The 26151-nt window shown below is 76.9% G+C and carries 23 protein-coding genes; 6 read left to right on the top strand and 17 right to left on the bottom strand.

The window, feature by feature from the left end; genetic code table 11:
- The first annotated feature begins 56 nt into the window (after positions 1 to 56).
- Positions 57 to 1634 carry a helix-turn-helix domain-containing protein gene (locus tag ACI8AF_RS10700; RefSeq protein ID WP_456539680.1) on the top strand — a complete coding sequence of 526 codons (1578 nt, stop codon included), beginning with the start codon at positions 57 to 59 and terminating at the stop codon, positions 1632 to 1634.
- A 24-nt stretch (positions 1635 to 1658) separates the two neighbouring features.
- The gene (locus tag ACI8AF_RS10695) at positions 1659 to 4910 is read left to right on the top strand and encodes an ATP-binding protein (RefSeq protein ID WP_456539679.1); all 3252 of its coding nucleotides are present in this window, start codon (positions 1659 to 1661) and stop codon (positions 4908 to 4910) included.
- A gap of 6 nt (positions 4911 to 4916) precedes the next feature.
- Here ACI8AF_RS10695 and ACI8AF_RS10690 read toward each other — a convergent pair whose 3' ends face one another.
- From ACI8AF_RS10690 to ACI8AF_RS10680, 3 genes are read right to left on the bottom strand one after another with little or no spacing between them, the layout of a single operon-like run.
- On the bottom strand, positions 4917 to 6263 hold the full coding sequence (locus ACI8AF_RS10690) for a sensor histidine kinase (RefSeq protein WP_456539678.1): 1347 nt from the start codon (positions 6261 to 6263) through the stop codon (positions 4917 to 4919).
- Entirely contained in the window at positions 6260 to 7912 is a 1653-nt protein-coding gene (locus ACI8AF_RS10685) for an FAD-dependent oxidoreductase (protein ID WP_456539677.1), read from the bottom strand. Before ACI8AF_RS10685 ends, ACI8AF_RS10690 begins: the two co-directional genes overlap by 4 nt.
- Entirely contained in the window at positions 7881 to 10589 is a 2709-nt protein-coding gene (locus tag ACI8AF_RS10680) for an ATP-binding protein (RefSeq protein ID WP_456539676.1), read from the bottom strand. Before ACI8AF_RS10680 ends, ACI8AF_RS10685 begins: the two co-directional genes overlap by 32 nt.
- An 82-nt stretch (positions 10590 to 10671) precedes the next feature.
- On the opposite strand from ACI8AF_RS10680, the gene ACI8AF_RS10675 reads away from it, so the two are divergent.
- Positions 10672 to 11397 carry a GNAT family N-acetyltransferase gene (locus ACI8AF_RS10675; protein WP_456539675.1) on the top strand — a complete coding sequence of 242 codons (726 nt, stop codon included), beginning with the start codon at positions 10672 to 10674 and terminating at the stop codon, positions 11395 to 11397.
- Here ACI8AF_RS10675 and ACI8AF_RS10670 read toward each other — a convergent pair.
- The gene (locus ACI8AF_RS10670; RefSeq protein ID WP_456539674.1) at positions 11394 to 12140 is read right to left on the bottom strand and encodes a DUF5995 family protein; all 747 of its coding nucleotides are present in this window, start codon (positions 12138 to 12140) and stop codon (positions 11394 to 11396) included. The two genes, ACI8AF_RS10675 and ACI8AF_RS10670, sit on opposite strands and share 4 nt — an antisense overlap.
- Before the next feature lie 73 nt (positions 12141 to 12213).
- Positions 12214 to 14085, bottom strand: coding sequence for a PucR family transcriptional regulator (locus ACI8AF_RS10665; protein ID WP_456539673.1), 1872 nt, complete (start codon positions 14083 to 14085; stop codon positions 12214 to 12216).
- 431 nt (positions 14086 to 14516) lie between these two features.
- Between ACI8AF_RS10665 and ACI8AF_RS10660 the strand changes: the two genes are divergently transcribed.
- Complete coding sequence (locus tag ACI8AF_RS10660) at positions 14517 to 15440, top strand: DUF2877 domain-containing protein (protein WP_456539672.1); 924 nt, start codon at positions 14517 to 14519, stop codon at positions 15438 to 15440.
- Between the two features lie 138 nt (positions 15441 to 15578).
- Here ACI8AF_RS10660 and ACI8AF_RS10655 read toward each other — a convergent pair whose 3' ends face one another.
- From ACI8AF_RS10655 to rpe, 8 genes are read right to left on the bottom strand one after another with little or no spacing between them, the layout of a single operon-like run.
- Positions 15579 to 15974 carry an SSI family serine proteinase inhibitor gene (locus ACI8AF_RS10655; RefSeq protein WP_456539671.1) on the bottom strand — a complete coding sequence of 132 codons (396 nt, stop codon included), beginning with the start codon at positions 15972 to 15974 and terminating at the stop codon, positions 15579 to 15581.
- 3 nt (positions 15975 to 15977) lie between these two features.
- Positions 15978 to 16844, bottom strand: coding sequence for an ATP phosphoribosyltransferase (gene hisG / locus ACI8AF_RS10650; protein ID WP_456539670.1), 867 nt, complete (start codon positions 16842 to 16844; stop codon positions 15978 to 15980).
- Between the two features lie 25 nt (positions 16845 to 16869).
- A complete protein-coding gene (locus tag ACI8AF_RS10645) occupies positions 16870 to 17133 on the bottom strand; it encodes a phosphoribosyl-ATP diphosphatase (RefSeq protein WP_456539669.1) in 264 nt (87 codons plus the stop codon).
- Complete coding sequence (gene ribH, locus ACI8AF_RS10640) at positions 17130 to 17654, bottom strand: 6,7-dimethyl-8-ribityllumazine synthase (protein WP_456539668.1); 525 nt, start codon at positions 17652 to 17654, stop codon at positions 17130 to 17132. The genes ACI8AF_RS10645 and ribH overlap by 4 nt, the downstream gene beginning before the upstream one ends.
- Positions 17651 to 18949, bottom strand: a complete 1299-nt coding sequence (locus ACI8AF_RS10635; RefSeq protein ID WP_456539667.1) for a bifunctional 3,4-dihydroxy-2-butanone-4-phosphate synthase/GTP cyclohydrolase II — start codon at positions 18947 to 18949, stop codon at positions 17651 to 17653. The genes ribH and ACI8AF_RS10635 overlap by 4 nt, the downstream gene beginning before the upstream one ends.
- Positions 18946 to 19590 carry a riboflavin synthase gene (locus tag ACI8AF_RS10630; protein WP_456539666.1) on the bottom strand — a complete coding sequence of 215 codons (645 nt, stop codon included), beginning with the start codon at positions 19588 to 19590 and terminating at the stop codon, positions 18946 to 18948. Before ACI8AF_RS10630 ends, ACI8AF_RS10635 begins: the two co-directional genes overlap by 4 nt.
- Before the next feature lie 2 nt (positions 19591 to 19592).
- Positions 19593 to 20657 (bottom strand): bifunctional diaminohydroxyphosphoribosylaminopyrimidine deaminase/5-amino-6-(5-phosphoribosylamino)uracil reductase RibD, encoded by a 1065-nt coding sequence (gene ribD, locus ACI8AF_RS10625; RefSeq protein WP_456539665.1) that lies wholly within the window; start codon positions 20655 to 20657, stop codon positions 19593 to 19595.
- A gap of 2 nt (positions 20658 to 20659) precedes the next feature.
- Entirely contained in the window at positions 20660 to 21334 is a 675-nt protein-coding gene (rpe, locus tag ACI8AF_RS10620; RefSeq protein ID WP_456539664.1) for a ribulose-phosphate 3-epimerase, read from the bottom strand.
- Between the two features lie 51 nt (positions 21335 to 21385).
- On the opposite strand from rpe, the gene ACI8AF_RS10615 reads away from it, so the two are divergent.
- Positions 21386 to 22018, top strand: coding sequence for a GPP34 family phosphoprotein (locus ACI8AF_RS10615; RefSeq protein WP_456539663.1), 633 nt, complete (start codon positions 21386 to 21388; stop codon positions 22016 to 22018).
- A gap of 3 nt (positions 22019 to 22021) precedes the next feature.
- Positions 22022 to 22636, top strand: a complete 615-nt coding sequence (locus ACI8AF_RS10610) for a DinB family protein (protein WP_456539662.1) — start codon at positions 22022 to 22024, stop codon at positions 22634 to 22636.
- Between the two features lie 106 nt (positions 22637 to 22742).
- Here ACI8AF_RS10610 and ACI8AF_RS10605 read toward each other — a convergent pair whose 3' ends face one another.
- From ACI8AF_RS10605 to def, 4 genes are read right to left on the bottom strand one after another with little or no spacing between them, the layout of a single operon-like run.
- The gene (locus ACI8AF_RS10605; RefSeq protein ID WP_456539661.1) at positions 22743 to 23240 is read right to left on the bottom strand and encodes a hypothetical protein; all 498 of its coding nucleotides are present in this window, start codon (positions 23238 to 23240) and stop codon (positions 22743 to 22745) included.
- A 17-nt stretch (positions 23241 to 23257) separates the two neighbouring features.
- Entirely contained in the window at positions 23258 to 24667 is a 1410-nt protein-coding gene (locus ACI8AF_RS10600; RefSeq protein ID WP_456539660.1) for an RsmB/NOP family class I SAM-dependent RNA methyltransferase, read from the bottom strand.
- Positions 24664 to 25653: a methionyl-tRNA formyltransferase gene (gene fmt, locus ACI8AF_RS10595; protein WP_456539659.1), complete on the bottom strand. Its 990-nt coding sequence runs from the start codon at positions 25651 to 25653 to the stop codon at positions 24664 to 24666. The genes ACI8AF_RS10600 and fmt overlap by 4 nt, the downstream gene beginning before the upstream one ends.
- Positions 25584 to 26135, bottom strand: coding sequence for a peptide deformylase (gene def / locus ACI8AF_RS10590; RefSeq protein WP_456539658.1), 552 nt, complete (start codon positions 26133 to 26135; stop codon positions 25584 to 25586). Before def ends, fmt begins: the two co-directional genes overlap by 70 nt.
- Positions 26136 to 26151 lie beyond the last annotated feature (16 nt).

Genomic DNA, 26151 nt, shown 5'->3' with positions numbered 1-26151 from the left:
GGTCCGTCACAGCGTGGCGCGCGGGGCGCATCTCACGTGCGAGATAGCGTGGCGGTGTGACGGTGACCGACCTCCTTCCCGACACCGCCGACGACTGGGCACGCGACAGCGTCATGCGGCGGATCGGCATCCTCGTCCGTGACGCCCGCCGCCACCGGGGGCTCACCCAGCGTGAACTCGCCGAGCGCCTGGGCACCAGCCAGAGCGCCGTCGCCCGCATCGAGCAGGGCGGCCAGAACCTCACCCTCGAGCTGCTCGGCCGCCTCTCCGGGGCGCTGGACAGCGAGCTGATCAGCCTCGGCCCGCCCAAGCCGGCCGGCCCCACCCACCTGCGGGTCACCGGCGGGCACGCGCTGCGCGGCAGCGTGACGGTGAAGTCGTCGAAGAACGCCGCGGTGGCCCTGCTCTGCGCCGCCCTGCTCAACCGCGGCCGGACGACGCTGCGCAACGTCTCCCGCATCGTCGAGGTCGACCGCATCCTCGACGTGCTGCGCTCGATCGGCGTGGAGGCCACCTGGGACGCCGCCGGCCGCGACCTCACCCTCGTCGTCCCCGACGAGCTCGACCTCGCCGGGATCGACGCCGACGCCGCCCGCCGCACCCGCAGCATCATCATGTTCCTGGGCCCGCTGCTGCACCGGGCCGACACCTTCGCGCTCCCCTACGCGGGCGGCTGCGACCTCGGCACCCGCACTGTCGAGCCGCACATGATCGCGCTGCGCCCCTTCGGCCTGCGGGTCGAGGCGCGCAGCGGCGAGTACCACGCCACCGTCGAGGCACCGCCGGTCTGCGACCGGACGATCGTGCTGACCGAGCGCGGCGACACCGTCACCGAGAACGCCCTGCTCGCCGCCGCCCGCACCGACGGGACGACGACGATCCGCAACGCCAGCTCCAACTACATGGTCCAGGACCTCTGCCTGTACCTGCAGCTGCTCGGCGTGGGCATCGAGGGCCTCGGGACGACGACGCTGGTGGTGCACGGCCGCCCCGTGCTCGACGCCGACGTCGACTACACGATCAGCGAGGACCCGGTCGAGGCGATGAGCCTGCTCACCGCCGGCATCGTCACCGACTCCGAGCTGACCGTCTCGCGCGCGCCGGTCGAGTTCCTCGAGATCGAGCTCGCGGTCCTCGCCGAGATGGGCCTGCGGATCGAGCGCTCCGCGGACTACCTGGCCGACAACGGGCACACCCGGCTGGCCGACCTCACCATCCGGCCCTCCACGCTCCGCGCGCCGATCGACAAGATCCACCCGATGCCGTTCCCCGGCCTCAACATCGACAACCTGCCGTTCTTCGCGGTGATCGCCGCGCACGCGGCCGGCGAGACGCTGATCCACGACTGGGTCTACGACAACCGGGCGATCCACCTCTCCGACCTCACCCGGCTCGGCGCCAGCGTCCGGCTGCTCGACCCGCACCGGGTGCTGGTCACCGGCCCGACCCGGTGGTCCAGCGCCGAGGTCGTCTGCCCGCCCGCGCTGCGGCCCGCCGTCTGCATCCTGCTGGCGATGCTGGCCGCGAAGGGCACCAGCGTGCTGCGCAACGTCGACATCATCGCCCGCGGCTACGAGCACCTCTACGAGCGGCTGGTCGAGATGGGCGCGGACATCGAGGTCTTCCACGACTGAGGTCCGACCCCCCACGATGAGGGCGTGACTCTCGCCGGCTCCGCCGAGACGAGGCTGGCGCGTCTCCTCGAACGGCTGCTCACGGCCGCGGAGGCGTCGCTGGCCGCCGGCGACCTGGAGCCGGCCCGTGCCACCGCCGAGGAGGTGCGCGCGGTCGACCCCGACAACCGGCGGGCGGCGTCGATCCTGCGCCGGGTGGCGCGGCGGCAGCTCGGCCCGGCCGGCGAGCGCGCGCTCATGACGCTGGTGTTCGCCGACCTGGTCGGCTCGACGCCGCTGTCCGAGCGGGTGGAGCCCGAACAGCTGCGGGACCTCTACGCCTTCTACCGCGGCGCGGCCCGCGACGCGGTCAGCCGCTACCGCGGCTCGGTGATGCAGTACGCCGGCGACGGCGTGCTCGCCGGCTTCGGCTACCCCGAGCCGCACGAGGACGACGCCCGGCGGGCCGTCCTCGCCGGGCTCGACCTCGTCGTCGCCGTCCGCGACGCCCGCACGGAGCTGAGCCGCCGCTTCGGCGTCGCCCCGGAGGTGCGGGTCGGCATCCACACCGGCCGGGTCGTGGTGACCGACCTCAGCGACGACCCCTCGGTCGCGGAGCGCGACTCGGTCGTCGGCCTCGTCCCCAACCTCGCCGCCCGCCTGCAGTCGGAGGCCGCCCCGGGGTCGGTGGTGATCAGCGACGTCACCCGGCAGCTGGTGGAGGCCGACTTCTTCCTGCAGTCGCTGGGTGAGCGGGCGCTCAAGGGGATCAGCCGGCCGGTCGAGGTGTTCGCCGTCGAGCGCCCCCGCTACGCCGCGGCCCGCTTCCAGGTGGAGCGCTACCGCAAGGCCGGCCTCGTCGGGCGGGACGCCCCCCGCGACCGGTTGCTCGCCTCCTGGCAGGCGGTCCAGGACACCCCCGGCACCGCCGTCTCCCCGTTCCTGCTGCTCGGCGAGGCCGGCATCGGCAAGTCGCGACTGGTGGCCGAGGTGCTCGACCGGGTGGAGGCCAGCGGCGGGCGGGTGCTCGGGGCGGCGTGCCTGCCGTACTACGCCAACGTCTCGCTCTGGCCGATCGCGCGGCTGCTCGACCGCGTGCTCGGCCGGCTCGACGAGGGCACCGACCGGCTCGACTGGCTCGTCGACAACCTCGCCGACGCCGGGCTGGACCCCGCCCGCGCGGTGCCGTTCCTCGGCCCGCTGCTCGGCATCCCGCCCAGCCCCGAGTTCCCGGCGCCGGAGCTGGACTCCCGCGCGATCCTCGAGCAGACCCTCGACCGCCTCGTCGACTGGCTGGCCGGCGTCGCCGCGCGCACCCCGCACCTGTTCGTCGTCGAGGACCTGCACTGGGCCGACCCGTCCACCCTGGGCCTGCTCGGCCGCATCGCCGAACGCCGTCCGCCCGGCGTGCTGGCGGTGGCGACGACGCGCGACGACTCGGGCATCCCGTGGCTGGAGGCGGCCTGCGTGGTCGAGCTGGACCGGCTCGACGGGCCCGCCGCCACGCGCCTGGTCGACAACCTCGCCGCCGGCGAGCGGCTCTCCGGCGAGCAGCGGGCGGCCATCATCGAACACGGCGAGGGCATCCCGCTGTTCATCGAGGAGCTCACCCGCTCCAGCCTCGACGCGCAGCGCACCGAGCCGATCCCGCTGCGCCTGCAGGAGCTGCTCACCTGGCGGCTGAAGGTGCCCGGCATCGACCTGCGCACGGTCCAGGTCGCCGCCACCATCGGGCCCACGTTCCACCCCGCGACGGTCACGGCGGTGGTCGGCGACGCCGACGCCGTCGCCGAGCAGCTGCAGGTGCTCACCGACGCCGGGATCGTCGACCCCGTCGGCCTCCAGCCGGGCACCTACCGCTTCCGGCACGCCCTGATGCGCGACGCCGCCTACGAGACCCAGGTGCTCGACGTCCGCCGCCAGACGCACGCCCGGGTGGCGGAGGTGCTGGGCGGGCAGGGTGCCGAGCCCGCGCTCGTCGCCCAGCACCTCGACCTCGCCGGCGCCGCCGACCGGGCGGCCGGCCTCTACCTCGTCGCCGCCCACGCCGAGCAGGGCCGCGGTGCGCACGCCGAGGCGACGAAGCTGGTCACCCGCGCCCTCGAGCTGCTGGAGGGGCTGCCGGGCTCCGAGGACCGCGACCTCGCCGAGCTCAACGCCCGGCTGCTGCGCGGCCTGTCGGTCAGCTCGGTGCACGGCTACGCGGCGCCGGTGGTGCAGTCCGACCACCGGCGGGCCGAGCAGCTGGCCACCCGGCTGGGCCGCCCCGAGGTGCTGCCGGCCCTCATCGCGCTGTGGGGGTTCTGGCTCAGCAGCGGGGCCCTGGCCACCGCCCGCGGCATGTACGACCGGCTCACCGGGATGCTGTCGGAGCCGGCCTTCGCCGCGTTCGAGCCGGAGGTGGAGTCCTGCGCCGGCTTCCTGGACTTCCACCAGGGCCGGCTGCCCTCGGCCGAGGAGCACCTGCGGCGGTCGCTGGCCGGCTTCGCCGCCCGGCCGGCCGAGCAGCGGGTGCTGCCCACCTGGCCGCTGCCCAACGACCCGGTCGCCGCGGTCGCCGTCGCGCTCGCCTGCGTGTGCGCCGCCCGCGGGGCCCCCGACGAGGCCGCCCGCCACGAGCAGGAGGCCCTCCGCCGGGTGGCGGAGCTCGACGCCCCGCGCCGCACGGCCACCGAGGCCTTCGTCACGACCTACGCCGCGTGGATCCGCCGCTACCTGGGCGACGACGAGGGCGCGGCGCGGCTCGGCGTCCGGGCGCTGGCGATCGGCCAGGAGCACGGGTACGCGCTGTGGACCGCGCTCGGCGAGGCCTGGGCCGCGAGCGGCGACCCGGACGGGCGGCCGGACCGCGCCTTCCTCGAGCGGTCCATCGGCACGCTGCGGCTGATGGGGCTGGAGGCCTTCACCGCCTCGATGCTGTGCTACCTGTCCCGGCTGGACGAGGCGGCCGGCGCGCGCGACCGCGCCGACGAGCACCTGGCCCAGGCGTTCGAGGTGGTGCTGCGCACCGGCGAGGACCTGCACCTGCCCGAGCTGCTCTGCCAGCGCGCCCACGTCACCCTGGCCCGGCAGGGCGATGCCGAGCGGGCGGTCGCCGACCTGACCCAGGCCCTGCGGACGGCGAAGTGGCAGGGTGCCCGCACGTCCCGGCTGCGCGCCGCGCTCGACCTGGCCCACCTGCCGGTGTCCTGCCGGCCGGAGCGCTGGCGGGCCCTGCTCACCGAGGCGCGCGAGGACATGCCCGACGGCGTCGTCACCCCCGAGACCGCCGTCGCGGACGCGCTGCTGGGCCGCTGAGCGGGCTCAGCGCCGCCGCGGCAGGACGACGCGGGCGCGGGTGACGCCGTCCTCGGAGCCGAGCGTGAGCCGCCCCCGGTGCTTCTGCGCCACCACCGCCAGCGACGTCGCCAGGCCGAGCCCGGTGCCCTGCCCCACCGGCTTGGTCGTGAAGAACGCGTCGAACGCCCGCTCCAGGACCTCCGGGGGCACCGGCGGCCCGGTGTTCTCCACAACGACGACGACGGCGTCGTCCTCCCCGCGGGTGCGCACGGTGACCGTGCCGCCCGGGTCGACCGCGGCCAGCGCGTTGTCGAGCAGGTTGGTCCACACCAGCGCGAGGTCGGCCGGCCAGCCCTGCACCGCCTGCGGCGCCGGGTCGAGGTCCTCGACCACCCGCACGCCCGGCGGCACCTTGTGGCGCAGCAGGACCAGCGCCTGGTGCAGCCCGGCGTGCACGTCGACGTCGGTCAGCGCCTGGTCGGAGCTGTAGGCCAGCGGGCGCACGCCCGACACGATGCGGGAGAGGTGCTCGGCGCCGGCCGAGATCTCCTCCAGCAGCGCGTCGACCTCGGCGGCGCGCGCGAGCTCGCGGACCGCCGGCTCCCGCCGGTCGGGGGGCAGGCCGGCCAGGGCGGGCCCCAGATCGGCCGGCGCGACGCCGAGGCGGACCAGCTCCGGAGCGGCGCGCCAGCCCTGCTCCACGCCGGCCGTGGCGAGCACGTCGGCGAGCAGCCGCTCGGCGTCGGCCCGGGCCAGCGGGTCGGCCGGCGCCGGGACTGCACCGGCGAGCGGCCGCAGCGGGTTGGCCGGTCCGCCGTCCTCGGCGAGCAGCGCCCGCAGCCGGGCGGCGCCGCGCTGCACGGCGCTGGCCGGGTTGTTCAGCTCGTGCAGCAGGCCGGCGGACAGCGCTCCGAGCGCCGCCATCCGCTCGTGCTGGCGCACCAGTCCTTCCTCCCGGTCCAGCCGGCGGGTGGCCGCCAGCAGCAGCGCCCGGGCCGACTCGGGGTGGGTGAGCAGCCTGTCCAGCGCCTCCGCGCCGATGCGCTGGAGGGTGCTGCGGGTGCGGGCGCGCACGGTGGCCGAGCGCGGCCGGCGGTGCGCGATGCCGAGCTCGCCGAGCAGCTCGCCGGGACCGCACACGTTGAGCAGCACCTCCGACCCGCCGACCTCGCGGCTGACCTCCAGCTCGCCGTCCAGGACGACGTACATGCCCTCGGGCGGCGAGCCCTCGGCCATGAGCACCTCACCGGGCGCGACGGTCACGGTGCGGCTGCCGGCGGCGAGCTCGTCGAGGTCCTCGGCGGGCAGCTCGGCGAACAGCCGCGAGCCGCGCAGCGCCGTCCGGACGTCGCGGTCGGGCGCCAGGGTCACCGGGTGGCCAGCCGCTGGTGCGCGAAGCGGACCGCCATGGCCCCCTCCCCCACCGCGGCGGCGATCCGGTTGCCCGACCCGTGCCGCACGTCGCCGGCGGCGAACACGCCGGGCACCGAGGTCTCCAGCGGCAGCGGCGGCACCGGCAGCGGCCACGCCTCGGGCAGGGCCTCCGGTCCGGCGCCGAGGTCCATGCCGGTGAGGACGAACCCGCGCTCGTCGCGGCGGACGACGCCGTCCAGCCAGCTCGTGCGCGGGGCCTGGCCGATGAAGACGAACAGCGCGTCGGCCGCCACCTCGCGCTCGTCGGTCCCCGTGCGCAGGCGCAGCCCCTCCAGCCGCCGCGTGCCCAGCGCGCCGGCGACCTCGGTGTGGTTCTCGACCGTGATCTTCTCCGAGGCCTCCAGCCGGTCGATCAGGTAACGCGACATGGTGGCCGCCAGGTCGCTGCCGCGGATCAGCACGGTGACCGACGCGGCGAACTGGGAGAGGAACATCGCCGCCTGCCCGGCCGAGTTCCCGCCGCCGACGACGAAGACCCGCCCGCCCTCGTGGTCGACGCCCTCGGCCCGCCCGGCGCCGTAGTAGACGCCGGCGCCGGTGAGCGCCGCGGCGCCCGGCACGTCGAGGGTCCGGTACTTCACCCCGGTGGCCACCAGCAGCGTGGACGCGCTGACCTCGCTGCCGTCGGCGAGCCGGACGACGGTGTACGGGTCCACCCGCCGCACGCCCACCACCTCGGCCGGCACCAGCAGCTCCGCGCCGAAGCGCACCGCCTGCTCGCGCGCCCGCAGAGTCAGGTCGGCGCCGGAGAGGCCGACCGGGAAGCCGAGGTAGTTCTCGATCCGGCTGCTGGTGCCCGCCTGCCCGCCGGGGGCGTTGCACTCGAGGATCAGCGTGGACAGGCCCTCCGAGGCGCCGTAGACGCCGGCGGCCAGCCCGGCCGGCCCGGCGCCCACCACCACGAGGTCGTAGGCCGCCCGCTCGGCGCGCACCCGCAGGCCGATCCGCGCGGCCACCTCGTGCAGGTCGGGGTGGACCAGCACCTCGCCGTCGTCGAGCACCACCGCGGGCAGCGCGCCGGCGTCGACCTGCGCCACGTCGAGCAGCTCCCGCGCCGTCGCGTCGGTCTCGACGTCCAGCCACCGGTAGGGCACGAGGTTGCGGGCGAGGAACTCGCGGACCTCGTGGGTGGCCGGCGACCACCGGTCGCCGATGACCCGCAGGTTGGCCATCGGCGGCGGCTGCCGCCACGTCTGCAGCAGGTCGTCGAGCACCGGGTAGAGCCGGTCCTCCGGCGGGTCCCACGGCTTGAGCAGGTAGTGCTGCACGTCGGCGTCGTTGATCGCCTTGATCGCCGCGTCGGTGTCGGCGTAGGCGGTCAGCAGCACCCGCCGGGCGTCGGGGTAGAGCCGCCGGGCGGCCGACAGCAGCTCCACGCCGCTCATCCCGGGCATGCGCTGGTCGACCAGCAGCAGCGCGACCGGGTCCTCGCGCAGCCGCAGCCGGCGGAGCAGGTCGAGGGCCTGCTCCCCGGAGGCGGCCGTGTAGACCTGGTAGCGCTCGGCGTAGCGGTCGCGCAGGTCCCGCTCGACGGCGGCGAGCACCGGCGCGTCGTCATCGACGGCCAGCAGAGCCGGCTTGCTCATGACGCCTCCTCCACGGTCGGTGGGCGGTGGGGTGCACGGCACGGCCGTCGGGGTCCCCCGAGGGCCGGGCGGCGATGTCCTCGGCGGCGGCGACCGCGTCCAGCCCGGCGTCCAGGGCGGCCCAGGGGCCGGCGGCGGCGCCGGCCGCGCGCTCCCTCGGCTCGTCGTCCTCGCCGAGGGCCAGCCGGATCGCCCGGGCGAGCCGGTCGACGCGGGAGCGCCGCAGGGGCCACATGGTCACGCCGATGGCGGCGCGCGCGGCGTCCGCGGCGCCGGCCAGGCGGGCGGCGGCGCGCGGCAGGCCCAGGGCGAGGACGAGCCCGGCGAGCCCGTCCAGGCAGTTCGCCAGCCCCTCCTGGTCGCGGACCAGGCGGTGCAGCTCGGCCGAGCTGCCGAGCCGCTCCCGGGCCGCGACCAGGTCACCGGCGAGGACGGCGTCGGCGCCGAGGTGGTCGAGCACGGTGGCGGCCAGGTGCTCGTCGCCGGTGGACCGGGCCAGGTCCAGCGCCTCCTGGTGCGTCAGGACCGCCGCCGGCAGGTCCCCGGCGAGCAGGGCGGCCTCGCCCCGGTGGACCAGCGCGTAGGCGACCGACCAGGCGTCGCCGCTGCGGCGCAGCGCGTCCACCGCCTCGGCGAGCAGGTCGTGCAGCTGGGGGTCCTCCGGCGGCCGCGTGCACGCGACGCCCACCAGGCCGTGCCCCAGCAGCCAGGGGTCGCCCCGGTCGCGGGCCTCGGCGACGACGGCGTCGAGCAGCGGCGCGGCGTCCTCGACCCGGCCGCCGGCGACCCGGGTGACGCCGCGCGCCCAGTGCAGCCGGGCCCGCTCCTCGGCCGGGAGCCGTCCCGCCGACGGCAGCGCCGCGGTCTGCTCGGCGACCTCGGCCAGCGGACCCAGCAGCCCGCGCGACCACCACCAGCGGGTCAGCGGGGCGCCGATGCCCAGCACCAGGTCGGCGCGGTCGTGCGCCACCGCCCAGCGCAGCGCCGCCAGCAGGTCGGCGGTCTCCGCGTCGAGCCGGGCCCGCCACAGCTTCCGGTCGGGGCCCAGCAGCCCGGTGCCGGCCGCCGCGCTGACCCCGGCCAGGTGCTCGGCCAGCCGCCGGCGGGTGGTCTCCTCCTCGCCCCGCTCCCGCAGCTGCTGGGCGGCGAACACCCGCACCAGCTCGAGCATGCGGAACCGCGGCTCCCCCTCGCCGGTGTCGGTGCCGACGACCAGGCTGTGCGCCACCAGGTCGGCCAGCGTCTCGGCGACGTCGAGGTCGCCGTCGGCCGCGCCGATCGCCTCGGCGGTGTCGAGCGTGCACCCGCCGCCGCAGACCGACAGGCGGGCCAGCAGCGCCCGCTCCGCGGCGCCGAGCAGGTCGTGGCTCCAGACCAGGGTGGCGCGCAGCGTGCGCTGGCGGTCCGGCACGTCCACCTCGGGGTCGGGCAGGTCCAGCACCGGGTCGAGCGCCGCGGACAGCCGGCGCAGCAGCACCGCGGGCGGCAGCGTCCGCACCCGCGCGGCGGCCAGCTCCAGGGCCAGCGGCAGGCCGTCGAGCCGGCGGACCACCTCGGCCACCGCCGGGGCGGTCGTCTCCGTGACGGTGAACGAGGGGTCGGCGCGGCGCGCCCGGGCGGTGAACAGCTGCACGGCCGGCGCCGCCGTCACGGCGTCGTACCGCCGCTCGCCGGCGGCCGGCACGGGCAGCGGGCCGAGCGGCACGTCGTGCTCCCCGCGCAGCCCGAGCAGGCTGCGGCTGGTGACCAGCAGCTGCGTGCGCGGGCACCGGCTGAGCAGCCGTCCGAGCTCGGGAGCCGCCCCGGTGACGTGCTCGGCGTTGTCGACCACCAGCAGGACCGACCGCCCGGCCAGCCGGTCGGCGACCAGGTCCAGCGCCGACCGCACCCCTTCCGCCGGCACGCCGACCGCGGCGGCGACCGCGCCCGGGACCTCGGCGGCGTCGCGGACCGGCGCCAGGTCGACCCACCAGACGGCGTCGCGCTCGACGGTCAGCACCTCGGCGGCCTCCAGCGCCAGCCGCGTCTTGCCGGTGCCGCCCGGCCCGGTGAGCGTGACCAGCCGGACGGCGGGGTCGCGCAGCAGGCCGGTGACCAGCGCGAGGTCGTCGTGCCGGTCGACCAGCGGCGCGGCCGGGGTCGGCAGCCACCCCGGCGCGAGCCCCGGCGGGGTGCGCGGCGCGGCGAACCGCTCGGAGAGCAGGACGGCGAGGTCGTCGGAGACGAGGTCGCCGAGCGAGGCGGCGTCGTCGTAGTACGTCGTCGAGGTGTCGCCCTCCGCCTGCATGCGCTCGATGAGCCCGGCCAGCCGCGGCTCGCGGCCGGGTGCGGTCCGCCGGACGTAGAGCAGTCGCGGCATGCCGGCCGACAGCTCGTACTCGTCCTCCAGGCCGGAGATCTCCATGCCGGGGGCCACCCAGCCGTAGCGCTCGCCGTAGATGCCGACGAAGACGTCGCTCTGCTCGAGGTAGGAGCGGTAGAGGTCGCGCGGCGGGTGGGTGCGGGCGCCCAGCTCGAACATCACCGGGATCAGCCGCAGCCGGGTCACGGCCTCCCGCACGGCCACCCGCTCCTCGGCGAGCTCGACCATGGTGGAGGAGACGAAGACGCGCAGCCGCTGGTCCGGTGTCGGGATCGGCCGAGCGCCCTCGGCCGCGCCGGGCGGCGGTCCGACCACCGGCCCACCTCCCGCGGGTACGCAGCGGCGTGGTGACCGAGGAGCATACGGAGACGTCGGGGGGCCGGATAGCCTCGCGGCGATGCTCGATGTCGATCCGGCCGCGGTGGGCCGGTTCTTCGCGCCCGAGCGGCCGGGACCGCTGATCCAGCAGCACGTCGTCTCCTCCGGCGTCGGCCGGTGCGCCGCCGACCGCTGGCCCGACCCGTCGACGGTGCTGGCCGAGCTGCCCGGCGACAACGTCGCCGTCCGCGGCACGCCGCGGGCGGTTCCCGAACTGCGGGGGCTGGTGGAGGCGCCGCCGGAGTGGCTGCCGGCGCTGCGCGAGGTGGACCCCGGCCTGGCCGTCTGGGACCGCGTCGTCGCCGTCCTGCCGGAGTCGGTCGCCGTGCCGGCGCCCGGCGCGCGGGTGCGCCGGCTCGGCGCGGGCGACGCCGCCGCCCTGGCGGCGCTGGACCCGTCGATCGCGTGGATCGGCGAGACGTGGGACGGCGCCGCGGGGCTGGCCGCCTCGGGCTACGCCTGGGCCGCCTTGGACGACGACCGGCCGGTCGCCGTGGCCTGCTCGTTCTACGTCGGGCGGCGGTTCGAGGACATCGGCGTGGTGACCGAGCCCGGTTTCCGCGGCCGCGGGCTGTCCCGGGCCTGCACCGCCGCGCTGGTGGCCGACATCCGTGCCCGCGGGCACCGGCCGACGTGGACGACGAGCCCCGACAACACGGCCAGCCGGGCCGTGGCGGCGCGGCTGGGCTTCGTGCACGAGCGCGACGACGTCCTCTACGCCGTCGGCGTCCCGATCCCCGACTAGCGCTCCTGCGGCAGGGTGACGCCGAAGCCGTGCACGGCGAGGCGCACCAGCACCGGGCCGGGGCGGAGCAGGTCGGCGACCCGCGCGTCGCTCAGGGACTCGAGCTCGGCGAGCCGGCGGCCGAACGCGTCGTCGCCGTCCAGCCGTGCGGCGTTCAGCGCGGCCGCGTTGGCCCAGACCTTCCGCCGGGACTCGCGCAGGAAGGTCCGGGTGGCCAGGCGGTTGACCGGCGTCAGCAGGTGGTCGAGCAGGGTGCGCGGGTCACCGGCCCGGCGCAGCTCGAGGTCCTCGGCGCCCACGCGGGAGGCGAGCACGCCGTCGATCCGCTGGTGGTCGCGTTCGCGGGCGGCCAGCACGACCGGGTCGGCGAAGTCGCCCGGCGCGATGACCCGCACCAGCGACTGGGGCAGGTCGTAGTTGATGTGCGCGTTGACGCCGAGCAGCACGTGCGCCTCGGGTCGCAGCCCGGCCCGGGCGCCGAACGCCCGCCGCCAGGGGGCGGGCGCGGTCGCCGGGTCGCGCCGGTGGGCCTCGAGCGCGTCGAGGTAGAAGCCGGCGAAGTCGGTGTCCCACTCCGCCAGCCAGGCGGGGTCCTCGAACAGGCCGTCGTCCAGCGCGGCCCGGACCGCCTCGGTGACGCGCAGGTAGGTGCCGAGGAAGAAGCGCGCCGGGTCGCCGGCCGCCTCCAGCTGCGCCTGCAGCGCGCGCATCCGCGCGATGAGCGCGTCCACCCGTTCGCTCACGCCGCCTCCCCGGTCCGGCCCCCTGCAGGGTCCCGCCGCGAGCGGGCCAGCGGTGGGGGCAGGGGGTCCATTTTCAGATCAGGGCGTCCAGTCCGTCGTCGGGCATGAGCGGAGCCGGCACCGACTCGATGGGCGGGCGGTGCGGCTGGTCCAGCCCCCGCATGCGGGCGGCGTGCAGGGCCAGCAGCAGGTTCAGCCGCAGCGTCGGGTCGGTGGTGAAGGGGCCGAGCAGCCGCTCCAGCTTGCCGATCCGGTAGCGCATCGTGTTGTAGTGGAAGTGCAGCCGGCGCGCCGACTCCGCCACGTTGAGGTTGGTCTCCAGCAGCACCCGCAGCGTCTCGCGCAGGTCGGCCGAGTCGGGGTCGGTGCTGTCGGCCAGCGGGCCGAGCACCTCGTCGACGTAGGAGCGCAGCTCCGTGCTGTCGGGGATGAGCGAGAGCAGCCGGAAGACGCCGAGCTGGTCGAAGTGGGTGACCGCGGAGGTGCCGTGGATCTCCTGGCCGACCGACAGCGCCCGCTGCGCCTGCTGGTAGGCGTCGCCGAGCCCGGTGATGGTCGGCGACGGGCGTCCGATGCCGGTGCCCAGCACGCGGCCCACCCGGCGCAGCCGGGCGTTCACCCGCGAGGTCACCGCCGAGACCAGCGAGGAGATCTCCTCGGGGTTGCGCCCGTCGAGCGGCAGCACGGTGACGATCTCGGTCGACAGCCCCGCCACGGCGGCGCCGGCGACCTCGCCCTCGAGGGCGGCCCGCCAGCCGTCGGCCAGCCGGTCGAGGACGTCGAGGGCCCGGGTCGGGTCGGCCTGCGGGTCGGCGACGGTCTCGGTGGCCGACACCAGGACGACGACGGGGCCGTCGAGCCGCCAGCCGAACGAGCGGGTCTGCGCCAGCGCGCGCTCGGTGTGCCGCAGCGAGCCGCCGACCAGCCGCCGGACCAGGTCGCCCTGGAAGCGCAGCTCGACCGAGTGGACGGCCTGCTGGCGGATCACCGACAGCGCCGACACCATCGCGGCCTGCTCCAGGACGCCACCGGCGCCGACCATCAGCGGGCCGGTGCGGTGCACCGCGACCAGCCAGCCGTGGCGCTGGTCGCCGGCCATGATCGGGGCGACGGCGTACTCCCCCACCCCGCCGGGCAGCTCGTGGTGCCCGGGGACGAGCAGGATGCCGTCGGCGGGGTTGAGATCGGCATCGGCCAGCACGTCGGCCGGGGTGACCACGCTCTGGTCGGCGCGGACGCCGGAGAGCCGCCGCGCCGGGGCCAGCTCGGCGAGCGCGTCGTCGGCGGCGGCGTCGAGCAGCCATAGCCAGTCGCTGATCTCGGCGACGTCCTCGGACGGGCCGGCGCTGGTCGCGATCTCGCGGTCGGGCCCGAGGCCGAGGACGGCGGCGCCCTCGAGGAACCCGGAGAGCTGGTCGGTGACCTCGGCCAGCCCGCCGCCGGTGAGGGCGACGTCGATGAACTGGTTGTGCATGCGCGAGGTCAGCGACAGCGCCTCGCTCTGCTTGCTGACCACCGCGCCGAGGACCTCGGAGAGGACCTCGTCCATGCGCACGCCGGCCGGCAGGGCCAGGACGGGGAAGCCGCGCCGGTCGGCCTCGGCGAGCACCTCGCCGGGGACCGGCGCCGGGCCCTCGGCGCGGCGGAACGCCAGCGCGGCGGTGCCCATCGAGACCAGCCGCTCGACCAGCGCCCGGCAGTTGGCGGGGTCGGCCGGGGGCAGCCGCGCGCCGAGGACGACGACGACGTCCGGGGCGGCGACGGCCAGCGGGTCGGCCGGGTCGTCGACGACCATGTGCCGCACCGGCCGGTCGAGCCCCTCCCGCCCGGCGACCACCGTCGTGCCGGCCAGCGCGGGCAGCCGGAGCGCCTCGGCCAGCGTGAGGCCCATCCGGTCGTGCCAGGAAGTGCGCTCGGCGAAGGGCTGTGGGAAGGTGGCGCGCACGGACTGCGCACTGCGACGGAACGCTACCGTCGAACTACGCTGCGTGGCGGCCGTGAGTGACGAATCACCCTGGGTCACGGGTCATCCCCCTTCAGTTGCCAAACAGACTGCCACATCCCGATCCGCTGTCAGGAGTGCCCGGTCGGCCGGTGCCATTCTTGGCGACTTCCGCCATACGAGGCCGCGCGACGCGCCGCATAGGTTCGTGACCAGGTTCACCGCAACCCGCTGGATGGTAGGCCGTCACCCTTGGTGGTGAGTGCCACCCCCTCCGTCGGGGTGCGGGGGACCCGGGCGGGGGCCATCAGCACGGCGCTCCCGTCGACGCCTCCGCCGGAAGGGCCGCCATGCGCACCATCGACGAACTCACTGGCCCGGGTGGCCGCCGCACTCAGCCGGACGCGCCCCGCGGACGCGCCGCGCGTGCCGGGGTGCCCCTGATCCCCCTCCCCCGCGAGTCCGCCCAGGCCGCGGCCCGCACCGCCGTCCCCGCCCGCGCCGCCACCGCGGTCCCGGCCTCCGCCAGCACCGGCGTCGCCGAGCTGCTGCGCGGCCCGGTCCGGCCGGCGCGCGTGCTCATGAGCCTCCCGGCGGCCGTCTACCTGCAGGTGCAGAACGAGCGCGGCGGCGACGTCGTCGGCGTCCTCACCAGCGACGCCGCGCGGCTGCCGCTGGGCTGCGTGCTCTTCCGGCCGAGCAACGGCCGGCCCCTGGTCGCCCTGCCCACCGGTGCCCCGGCCGAGGTGGGTGGCGGCCGCATCGTGGTCGGCGACCTCGCGGTCAGCGCCGCCGCCTGGTGGGACCCGCGCCCCCGGCTGCCGCACGCCCGCCCGGCGCTGCTGCCCGAGGGCGTGCGCCAGCTGCGCAACGCGCTCTACGGCGAGGGCGTCCCGCACAGCGCCTTCACCCTCCCCGGCCTGCCCACCGGCCCCGGCGGCCCGCTCGCCGCGCTGCGCGGCGCCGTCCGCCGGGCCGACCTGGACGCGGCGCTGCGCACCGCGGCCCGGCTGATCGGGCTCGGCCCCGGCCTCACCCCGGCCGGTGACGACGTCATGGCCGGCACGATGGCCGGCCTGGTCCTCCTCGGCCACCCGGCCGCCGAGCGGTTCGCCGCCGGCGTTTACTCGCTGGCCGCCGGCCGCACCACCGAGCTGTCCCGGGCGCTGCTGCGGCACGCCGCCGCCGGGCGGGTCAGCGGCGAGTACGCCGCCGTCCTGCAGGGCCTGGTCGGCGAGCGGCCGCTGGGCCCGGCGATCGCCGGCCTGCTGGCCACCGGCTCGACCAGCGGCCGCGCGATGGCGCTGGGCCTGTGCACCGCGATCGACCTGGTGGACCGCACCACGCGCGTGCGCTGACGACCGCGGCCGACGGCCCCCCGACCCCGGCGGTCGGGGGGCCGTCGCCGTTCCGGGGCCTGCTCACCCGCGCCGTGCGGTCGCCGCCCTCGCCGTCCACCGCGCGGGTCGCGACCGCACCCCGCGGGTGGTCGGCCGCTAGGCGGGCAGCAGCGGGCCGAGGGCGTCCCACCGGGCGATGTGGCAGCCGTCCACCCGGGACAGCCGCAGGTCGACCGGCTCCCCGCGCCAGCGGCCGGTCACGTGCGCGGTCTGCGGGCCGCCGTACTGCTCGGTGCAGACGGCGTCGGCGGGCAGCGAGGCGAACGGGTCGTCGAGGCCCCCGAGGTGGGTGCAGGCCGCGGCCGCCGCCGGGTGGTCACCGGCCACGCCGCCGCCGCAGACCAGCGTCCAGCTCGGGGCCGGCGTGCCGTCGCCGCGGTCGAGCACCACCTCGAGCTGGTCGAGCTGCGCCGGGGCGCCCGCGTCCGGTCCCCCGTCGGCGCCGGCGCAGCCGGCCAGCAGGAGCGCGGCGAGCAGCAACGGCGCGCGCACGGCTCAGATGCGCGACGCGTGGATCTTCGTGACCAGGATGGCGCGGGCGCCGAGCTCCCAGAGCTCGTCCATCAGCCGGTTGGTCTCGCCCTGGGGCACCATCGCGCGCACCGCCGACCAGCCCGGCGTCTGCAGCGGGCTGACCGTCGGCCCCTCGAGGCCGGGCGTGATCGCGGTGGCCTTCTCGAGCAGCTCGTTCGGGCAGTCGTAGTCGAGCATCACGTACTGCCGGGCCACCAGGACGCCGCGCAGCCGCCGGCGCAGCTGCGCCACGGCCGGGATCTCCTCGGCGCCCTCCCGGCGGACCAGGATCGCCTCGCTGCCCAGCACCGGCTCGCCGATGATCTGCAGACCCGCCGCGCGCAGCGTCGTCCCGGTCTCGACGACGTCGCACACCGCGTCGGCCACGCCCAGCCGGCAGGCGGTCTCGACCGCGCCGTCGAGCTTGACCACCGCGGCCTTGATGCCGGCCTCGGCGAGGTGCCGCTGCAGCAGCACCGGGTAGGCGGTGGCGATCCGCTTGCCGGCCAGCTGCTCGATGGTCGAGATGCCCGACTCCACCGGGACGGCGAAGCGGAACGACGAGCGCCCGAAGCCCAGCGGCATGACCTCGACCGCCGCCGGTCCCTCGCCGTCGGCCGGCGCGGTCTCCATGAGCATGTCGCGGCCGGTGATGCCGACGTCGAGCGTGCCGGAGGCGACGTAGACGGCGATGTCCCGTGGCCGCAGGTAGAAGAACTCGGTGTCGCTCTCAGGGTCGTAGACGGCGAGGTCCTTGGTGCTGCGCCGCTGCCGGTAGCCGCTCTCGGCGAGCATCTCGGCCGCGGGCTCGCTCAGGACGCCCTTGTTGGGCACGGCGATGCGCAGCACGGGGCGAACTCCTAACCGACGGGGATCACAGATGAGCGTAGACGTCGTCGAGCGTGAGACCCCGCGCCAGCATGAGCACCTGCACCCGGTAGAGGAGCTGGCTGATCTCCTCCGCCGTCCGGTCGAGCGACTCGTGCTCGGCGGCCATCCACGACTCGGCGGCCTCCTCGACCACCTTCTTGCCCGCCGCGTGCACGCCGTCGCGGACGGCGGCGACGGTGCCGGAGGCCGGGTCCCCGGCGGCGACCTTGCCGGACAGCTCGCCGAAGAGCTCGTCGAAGGTCTTCACGCGCGACCGTCCCCGGCCGGGGTGATCCGGAAGCCGGTGGGCCGGGCCGGGGTCCGCAGGTCGCGGAGCACGAGCGCGGTCCGCAGCGCCGCGATGGTGGCCTCCCAGCCCTTGTCCTCGGCCGAGCCGGGCAGACCGGCCCGGTCGCGGGCCTGCTGCTCGTCGTCGGTGGTCAGGACGCCGTTGCCCACCGGCTTGCCGGCGTCGAGCGCGACCCGGGTGAGCCCGGCGGTAACCGAGTCGCACACGTACTCGAAGTGCGGGGTGCCGCCGCGGACCACCACGCCGAGCGCGACGACCGCGTCGTGCCGCTCGGCCAGCGCCTGGGCCACGACCGGCAGCTCGACGGCCCCGGGCACCCGGACCACGGTCGGCGCCGCGACGCCGCTGGCCTCGGCGGCGGCCAGCGCCCGCCCGAGCAGGGAGTCGGTGATCTCGGCGTGCCAGGTGGTGGCCACGATGCCGACGGACAGGCCGGCGGCGTCGACCGGCTGCGCCTCCGGCGCTCCCTGGCCGCTCACAGCTGCTGCTCCTGCTGGCCGAGGGGCACGTCGGTGCCCGGGACGGTGTCGGCCGGGCCGGCCTCGGTCTCCGGCTCGATGATGTCGAGCAGGTGGCCCATGCGGTCGCGCTTGGTGCGCAGGTAGGCCAGGTTCTCCTGGGTGACGTGGCTGGGCAGCGGCACGCGGCCGACGATCTTCAGCCCGTAGCCCTCCAGCCCCGCGCGCTTGGCGGGGTTGTTGGTGAGCAGCCGCATGGTGTGCACGCCGAGGTCGACCAGGATCTGCGCGCCGGTGCCGTAGTCGCGGGCGTCGGCGGGCAGGCCCAGGTCGAGGTTGGCGTCGACGGTGTCCACGCCGGCGTCCTGCAGCTGGTAGGCCTGCAGCTTGTGCAGCAGGCCGATCCCCCGGCCCTCGTGCCCGCGGATGTAGAGCACCACGCCGCGGCCCTCCTGCGCGACCGCCTCCAGCGCGGCCTGCAGCTGCGGGCCGCAGTCGCAGCGCAGCGAGCCGAAGACGTCGCCGGTGAGGCACTCGGAGTGCACGCGGACGAGCACGTCCTCGCCGTCCCCGATGTCGCCCATGACGAACGCGACGTGCTCGCGGTTGTCGTAGCTGCTGGCGTAGCCGACCGCGGTGAAGGTGCCCGGCGCGAGCGGCACGGTCGCCTCGGCGACGCGCTCGACCAGCTTGTCGAAGCGCTTGCGGTAGGCGATCAGGTCGGCGATCGAGATGAGGCAGAGGTCGTGCTCGTCGGCGAAGACCCGCAGCTCGTCGGCCCGGGCCATGCCGGTGGGGTCCTTCTCGCTGACCATCTCGCACAGCGTCCCCGACGGCCGCAGCCCGGCCAGGACGGCGAGGTCGACCGCGGCCTCGGTGTGGCCCGGCCGGCGCAGCACGCCGCCGTCCTTGGCCCGCAGCGGCACGATGTGGCCCGGCCGCGACAGGTCGGCCGACGACGTCGACACGTCGGCGAGCAGGCGGATCGTGTGCGCGCGGTCGGCCGCCGAGATGCCGGTGGTGACGCCCTCGCGGGCGTCGACGGTCACCGTGTAGGCGGTGCCGCGGCGGTCCTGGTTGACCCGGAACATCGGCGGCAGGTCGAGCCGGTCGGCGTCGGCCTCGGTGAGCGCGACGCAGATGTAGCCCGAGGTGTAGCGGACCATGAAGGCCACCAGCTCGGGGGTGGCGAGCTCGGAGGCGAAGATCAGGTCGCCCTCGTTCTCGCGGTCCTCGTCGTCGACGACCACGACGGGCTTGCCGCTCTTGACCGCCGCGATGGCGTCCTCGATCGAGTCGAGCCGCGTGCCGCTCACCGCCGGGCCTCCAGCAGTCGTTCCACGTACTTCGCGATCACGTCGACCTCCAGGTTGACCGGGTCCCCCGGAGCGCGCGTGCCGAGCGTGGTCTCGCGCAGGGTGGTGGGGATGAGGCTGACCTCGAGCCAGGGCTCGGGGGCTGTGTCGGCTGACCCGCCCGCCGTCCCCAGCGGGCTGACGGCGCTGACCGTGAGCGAGACGCCGTCGACGGTGATCGAGCCCTTCTCGACGACGTAGCGGGCCAGCTGCGGCGGCACGGCGATCCGCACGACCTCCCAGTGCTCACCGGGGGTGCGGGAGACGACCGAGCCGACGCCGTCCACGTGGCCCTGCACCAGGTGCCCGCCGAGCCGCGTGTGCGCGGTCACGGCGCGCTCCAGGTTGACCGGGTCGCCCGCGCCGAGCGCGCCGAGGCTGCTGCGCGACAGGGTCTCGGCCATCACGTCGGTGCCCCACACCGCGGCGTCCCCGTCGGGGCGGACGTCGGTCACGGTCAGGCAGACGCCGTTGACCGCGATCGAGTCGCCGAGCGCGACGCCGTCCAGGACCTTGCGCGCCCGGATGGACAGGCGGACGGCGTCCGACTGCTCCTCGCGGACCAGCAGGGTGCCGACCTCCTCGACGATCCCGGTGAACACCTTCACGACCTCCCGTTCGCGCGCGCTGCGCCACCCTCAGTGTGCCGGGTGGGGCGCAGCAGGAGCTGCACGTCCCCGCCCAGCAGGGTGACGTCGACGACCTCCAGGGTGAGCGCGTCGGCGATCGTCCCGATTCCCAGGTCCCCCACCAGGGAGGGACCGGCCCCGAGCAGCTTCGCGGCGAGGTGGACGACGACCTCGTCGACCAGCCCGTCGCGGAGGAAGGCGGCGGCCAGCGTGGGGCCGCCCTCCAGCAGCACCCGGCGCACGTCGCGGGCGAACAGCTCGTCGAGGACGGCGCGCGGCGTCGCGGCGGCGGTGACCAGGGTGGGCGCGGCGTCGTCGAGGACGCGCGCGGTCCGCGGCAGCCGGTCGCGGCGGTCGACCACGACCCGCAGCGGCTGCCGGGGGGCGTTCCGGCCCTCGGCGTCGCGCACGGTCAGCTGCGGGTCGTCGGCCAGCGCCGTCCCGCCGCCGACGACGACGGCGTCGCAGGCGGCACGGATCCGGTGCACCGCGGCGCGGGCCTCGGGGCCGGTGATCCAGCGGCTGGTGCCGTCGGCGGCGGCCACCCGGCCGTCGAGGGTGGCGCCCACCTTCCACACCACCCGGGGGCGGTGCTCGCGGACGCCGGTGAGCCACGAGGCCAGCGCGCCGTCCTCCGCCTCGGCCTGCTCGACGGGCAGGACGACGTCGACCCCGGCGGCGCGCAGCCGGTCCGCGCCGCCGACGGCGAGCCGGGTGGGCTCGGGGACGGCGACGACGACGCGGGCGACGCCGGCCGCGATCAGCGCGTCGGCGCAGGGGCCGGTGCGGCCGGTGTGCGCGCACGGCTCGAGGGTGACGACGGCAGTGCCGCCCCGGGCGCGCCCGCCCGCCTGCGCCAGCGCGCGCACCTCGGCGTGCGGTCCGCCGGGCGGGGACGTGGCCCCCTCCCCCGCGACCGCGCCGTCGGCGTCCAGGACCACGGCACCCACCGGCGGGTTGGGGCTGGTCGTGCCGAGCACGCCGAGCCCGAGCTCGCGGGCGCGCGCCATCGCGGCCCGCTCGGCCGGGGTGACCTCCACGGTCAGCCGCGGAACGCCGTGCTCGCCTGCGCGCGCAGCGCGGCGATCGCCTTGGCCGGGTCGTCGGCGCCGTAGACGGCGGAGCCCGCGACGAACACGTCGGCGCCGGCCGCGGCGGCCTGCTCGATGGTGTCGGCGTTGATGCCGCCGTCGACCTCGACGAACAGCTGCAGGTGGCCGCTCTGCACCAGCTCGCGCGCCCGGCGCACCTTGGGCAGCACCTCGGCCATGAACTCCTGGCCGCCGAAGCCGGGCTCGACGGTCATCACCAGCAGGGTGTCGAAGTCGGGCAGCACCTCGAGGACGTCGTCCAGCGGCGTCCCCGGCTTGATGGCGAGGCCGGCGAGCGCCCCGGCCGCGCGCAGGTCGCGGGCGACCGACCGCGGGTCGCCGGTGACCGCCTCGGCGTGGACCGTCACGTTGCGCGCGCCGGCCTCGGCGTAGCCCGGCGCCCAGCGCTCGGGCGCCTCGATCATCAGGTGGCAGTCCAGCGGCACCGGGCTGACCGCCTGGATCGCCCGGACCACCGGCAGGCCCAGCGTCAGGTTCGGCACGAAGTGGTTGTCCATGACGTCCACGTGCAGCCAGTCGGCGTCGGCGACCCGCTGCGACTCCTCCGCCAGGCGCGCGAAGTCCGACGAGAGCAGGCTCGGCGCGATCAGGGGGGCACGGGACACGTCTGCCGAGTCTAGGTGCGGCCCGATCAGCGCCTGACCTAGCCTGCGCCCGTGACGGATGCGCAGTTCACCGGGGGTGTCGCGGCCCGGGTCGCCGCCCTGTGCCTCGACCGCCGCGGCCGCGTGGGCGACTGGACCATCTGCGGTCCCGCCGTCCGGGCGGGGCTGCTGCTGGACCTGGCGCTGGCCGGCCGGATCGAGCAGACCGCCGACAGCGTGGTGGTCGACGAGACCCCGACCGGGTTCGCCCCCGCCGACCGGCTGCTCGCCGCGATCGGTGCCGAGCCGGAGCGCTCGCTCGACGGCTGGCTGGACGAGCGCCGGATCGGGCTCCGCGACCTGGTCGAGGCCAGCGTGGCCTCCGGGCGCTGGCACCGCCGGCGGTTGCGCTTCCGCCGCGATCGGTACGACGCGCCCGGCCGGGACGACGACCTGGACCGCGACCCCGCGCACACGGACGGCACGTGGACGCCCGCCGACGCCTGCGTGACCGCCGTGGCGCAGGCCGCCGACCTGCTCAACCGCACCCGCCTCCCGTCCGAGCTGCCGTCCCCGGCGCTGGTGGCCGCCACCGGGCCGGTCGCGTGGCTGTGCCAGGCCGTCGTCGAGCACCTGCACCGCACGAGCCGGCGGATGCACTCGCAGGCCGGCGCGCTCCGCGTCGGCGACGCGGGGCCCGGCTGAACCGTGCTCACCCCCGACGACCTGCGCACCGCCGCGACGTGGGCGGGGCAGCGCTTCGCCCTGCTGCCCGACGCCGACCTCGCGCGGCCGGCCCCCGGGTGGACCGCCCGCCGCACGCTGGACCACCTGGTCGACACGATGGAGCTCTACGCCGCGCACGTCGGCACCCGCGCCACCGGCCGGCTCGCGCCGCCGCGGGACGGCGACCCGGGGGCCGGCCGCGCCGAGCTCACCGCCCAGCTCGCCCTGTCGGCGGAGGAGCTGGCCCGGCTGCTCGACGGCATGGGCGACGGCGAGCGGGCCTTCCACCCCTCCGGCCGGGCCGACCGCACCGGCTGGGTCGGGATGGCCTGCACCGAGCTGCTGGTGCACACGCGGGAGGCGTGCGGCCCCGACCCGGCGGACGCGGCGCTCGAGCCGCTGGCCGCCGCCGTCGTCGACCGCGTGCTGCCGTGGACGCCGCCGGGCGACGGCTGGGCGCGGCTGCTGCAGGCGACCGGTCGCGCGCCCCTGGGCGACGTGCCGCCCGCGGACGCCGACTGGTGGTGGCAGAGCGCGCCGCTCGCCGAGTGGGACGGCGCGCCGCGGCGGCGCACCAGCCCGCCCCAGTGGCGCTGACCCGGCTGAGGCCGCACCGGGATGCGCACGAGGAACGCAACGGCGGGCCGGATGACGTCCCTGGTGCGCATCCCGGCGCCGGAGGTGGCGGCGCGCCCGTGAACGGTCAGTCGCGGTCGGGCAGGGCGGTCCACTGCGCCCAGGTCAGGTCGCGGCCGACGTAGCGGGGCGCGCGCAGCGGCCACTCGCGGGCCAGCCAGGCCGGCACGAGCTCGTCGAGGGCGCGCTCGGTGTCGCTGCCGACCAGCCAGTCGACCACCCACCAGGAGACCTCCGCGTCGGCGTCGCCGGCCTTCTCCGGCGGGTCGACGTACACGCAGCCGAGCAGCTCCGACTCGTCGTCGGGGAACAGCCCGTAGAGGAAGCTCTCGTGCGCGGCGATCTCCCGCGCGTGCCGCGCGAGGTCCTCGCGGTCCTGCTCGACGGTCATCGTCTCCGGCGGCCACCCCCAGGCCCCGCCGTAGGTGGCCCACAGCCGCTCGCGCGAGCCCATCACGGCCGGATGGTCGATGTCGGTGTCCGCGTCGCTCATCGGGCGCAGGTGCTCACCGGTGGGCAGGTCGACGCGGAGGGGGTGCTCCCACCCCTCGGGCAGCCATGGCACGGGGGGCACCGTAGCGGTCAGGAGGTCCGGCGGAGCAGGGCCACGAACATGGCGTCGGTGCCGTGCCGGTGCGGCCACAGCTGCGCGTACCGGCCGCGCTGGATGCCGGGCACCTCGGGGAACAGCGGCGCGACCGGCAGCACCTCGACGTCGTCCCGCCCGGCCGCGGCGTCGACCACGGCGGCGGTCTCGGCGGTGTGCGGCGAGCAGGTCACGTACGCCACGACGCCGCCGGGCCGCACCGAGCGCAGCGCGCCGGCCAGCAGCTCGGTCTGCAGCGCGGCCAGCGGGCCGACGTCGTCGGGCGTCCGCCGCCACCGCACCTCGGGCCGGCGGCGCAGCGCGCCGAGACCGGTGCACGGGGCGTCGAGCAGGACGCGGTCGAAGGACGCCTCGGGCCACGGCGGCTGCCGGCCGTCGGCCACCTCCACCGCGACGTCGTCGGCGCCGGCGAGGGCCCGGCGGACCAGGTCGGCCCGGTGCGGTGCGCGGTCGACGGCGGTCAGCCGCACGCCGGGCGGGCGGACGGCGGCGAGCAGCCCCGCCTTGCCGCCCGGGCCGGCGCACATGTCCAGCCAGGCGCGGTCGGGCCCCTCCAGCGGGGCCCGGGTCAGCGCGAGGGCGGCGAGCTGGCTGCCCTCGTCCTGCACCGCGGCGGCGCCGTCGCGCACCGCGGCCAGCCGGCCGGGGTCGCCCCCGTGCAGCCGGACGGCGAACGGTGACCACGGCCCCGGCTCGCCGCCGGACTGCGCCACGAGCTCCTCGCGGGAGATCCGCCGGGCCGCGAGGTGCACCTCGGGCGCGGCGTCGTCGGCCAGCAGCGCCGCCTCCAGTTCGGCGTCGTCGAGGGGGTCGCCCCCGAGGGCCTCCCGCCAGGCCCGCACGATCCACGGCGGGTGGTCGGTGGCCAGGCCGAGCCGCTCGTCGCCGCCGGCGCCGAGCTCCGCGAGCCACGCGGCCCGGTCGCCCCCCGCGGCCACCTTGCGCAGCACCGCGTTGACCAGGCCGGAGGCGCCCGGACCGACGATCGCCCGGGTCAGGTCGACGGTGGTGTCGACGGCGGCGTGCGCGGGGACGCGCAGGTCGATCAGCTGGTAGGCGCCCAGCCGCAGCAGGTCGAGCACGCGGGGGTCGAGGTCGGCCAGCGGCCGGTCGACCAGCCGGGCGAGGATCGCGTCGAGCGTGCCCTGCGCGCGCAGCGCCCCGTAGGCGAGCTGCGTGGTGAAGGCGGCGTCGCGCGGCTCCAGCTGCCGCTCGCGCAGCAGCTGCGGCAGCAGCAGGTTGGCGTAGGCGTCGCGGGAGGTGACGGCGTCCAGCACGTCGTAGGCGGTCAGCCGGGCGCCGTCGAGCTGCCGGCGCGGCGCCGGCCGGCGGGGCCGCCGTCCCGACCTCGGACCGCTTCCGGGACGGCGGGGCGGGCCGCTCATGCGAGCCGCTCCCCCGCCTCCGGGCGCGCCCCGCGGGCCCAGTCGGCGGCCGGCAGCACGCGCTTGCCCGCCGGCTGCACCTCGCCGAGCCGGACCGGGGCCGAGCCGGTGCCGACCAGCACCTGCTCGCCCAGCGCCAGCTCCCCCGGCGCGAGCGCGGGGCCGTCGGCGACCGGCTCGACCGGGCCGACCCGCAGCCGCTCGCCGCGCCAGGTGGTCCACGCCCCGGGCGCGGGCGTGACGCCGCGGACCCGCCGGTCGACCACGTGCGCCGGCAGCGCCCAGTCGACGCGGGCGTCGGCGGTCTCGATCCGCGGGGCCAGGCTGACGCCGTCGGCCAGCTGGGGCTGCGCCTCCAGGGCGCCGGCCGCGATGCCGTCGAGCGTGGCCACGAGGAGCCGGGCCCCGCTGACCGCGAGCCGCGCGAGCAGGTCACCGGCGGTGTCGCGCGGGCCGATCGGCTCGGTCAGCGTGCCGAACACCGGCCCGGTGTCCAGCCCCTTCTCGATGAGGAAGGTCGAGGCGCCGGTGACGTCGTCGCCGGCCATGATCGCGTGCTGCACCGGCGCCGCCCCGCGCCAGGCCGGCAGCACGGAGAAGTGCAGGTTGACCCAGCCGTGCCGGGGGATCTCCAGGGCCGGCACGGGGATCAGCGCGCCGTAGGCGACCACCGGCACGCAGTCGACGGCGAGCCCGGCGAGCTGCGCCTGGAACTCCGGGTCCTTGGGCGAGGCCGGCTGCAGCACGGGCACGCCGGCGGCGTCGGCCCGCTCGGCGACCGGTGAGCGGCTCACCCGGCGGCCGCGGCCGGCCGGGGCGTCGGGCCGGGTGAGGACGGCGACGACCTCGTGGTCGGAGGCGAGCAGCGCCTCCAGCGAGGGGACGGCGGGCGCCGGCGTCCCGGCGAAGACGAGCCTCAGTGCGGGCTCACCTTCACCACCGGCACGGGCTCGCCGGCCGGCAGGTAGGCCTGCTCGCCGGCCCACTCCGCGTCGCGCAGCACGGCCAGCGCGGCCTCGCGGGCCTCGGCGTCGAGCCGGTCGACGAAGAGGACGCCGTCGAGGTGGTCGACCTCGTGCTGCACCGCGCGGGCCAGCATGTGCGAGCCCTCGACCCGGACCGGCTCGCCGTGCATGTCCCAGCCGGTGGCGGCGACGTAGAGGTGCCGGCGGCAGTCGAACCGGAAGCCCGGGATGGACAGGCAGCCCTCGGGGTCGATCTGCTCCTCGTCGCCGACCGCGGTCACCTCGGGGTTGACCAGGTGCCCGACCTCGCCGTCGACGTACCAGGTGAACACGCGCAGGCCCACGCCGATCTGCGGGGCCGCGAGGCCGGCGCCGCCGGCGGCGTGCATGGTGTCGGTCAGGTCGGCGACGAGCTGGCGCAGCTCGGCGTCGAAGTCGACGACCTCCTCGGCCCTGCGGCGCAGGACGGGGTCGCCCATCAGGCGGATCGGGGTGACGCTCACCGATCCAGGGTAAGCG

The sequence above is a fragment of the Blastococcus sp. SYSU D00669 genome, from assembly GCF_054050715.1.
This window is presented reverse-complemented; position numbering and strand designations above follow the sequence as displayed.